The following is a 765-nucleotide window of genomic DNA, read 5'->3' as shown; positions in this document are numbered from 1 at the left end:
GACCGCATCGGCTGACGCCGTGGAGGCCACTCCCAAAGAGCGTCTTGCGGTGTTGTTCGAGGAGCTCGCGGAGTTGGCCGGGCAGCGCAATGCGATTGATGGGCGCCTCGTGGAGATCGCCGCGGAGATCGATCGCGACGAGCTGTGCGGGATGACGGGTGCGCGGTCGGTGGCGGCGTTGGTGGCCTGGAGGCTGGGTGCGTCGTCGGCCAACGCCCACACGATCACCACCGTGGCGCGCCGGCTGCAGGAGTTTCCGCGCTGCGCGGCAGGCATGCGGGAGGGTCGGCTGTCGCTGGATCAGGTGGGCGTCATCGCCGCACGCGCGGGCGAGGGATCCGATGAGCACTACGCGCAGCTCGCGGCGGTCGCCACGGTCAGCCAGCTGCGCACCGCGGTCAAACTCGAACCGCGACCCGAACCCGAACCTCGCCCCGAACCGCAGCGGTCGATCACCAAGCACACCGACGAGAACTCCAGCTGCTGGCGGATCAAGCTTCCGCCGCCCGATGCGGCGAAGTTCGACGCGGCGCTGCAATCGCATCTTGATGCGCTGATCGCCGAGTGGAAGCGCGATCGCGACAGCGGCGACCGCGCATCCGATGCTGCGCCGCCGTTGCCCACTACCGCCGATGCGTTTATGCGTCTGGTCGAGACCGGATGGGATGCCGAAGTGGCGCGCCGCCCGCACGGGCAGCACACCACCGTGGTGATGCATCTCGACGTCAAGGAGCGCGTCGCTGGGCTGCATCTGGGCCCGCTGCT

The 765-nt window shown here is 69.2% G+C and carries 1 protein-coding gene; it reads left to right on the top strand.

Going from position 1 to position 765, the window contains the following annotated elements:
* Positions 1 to 19: 19 nt before the first annotated feature.
* The coding region (locus AC5Y43_RS24950) for a DUF222 domain-containing protein (protein WP_499977298.1) at positions 20 to 765 on the top strand (746 nt) is incomplete at its 3' end.

This window comes from Mycobacterium sp. NGS57 (assembly GCF_059812405.1).
This window is presented reverse-complemented; position numbering and strand designations above follow the sequence as displayed.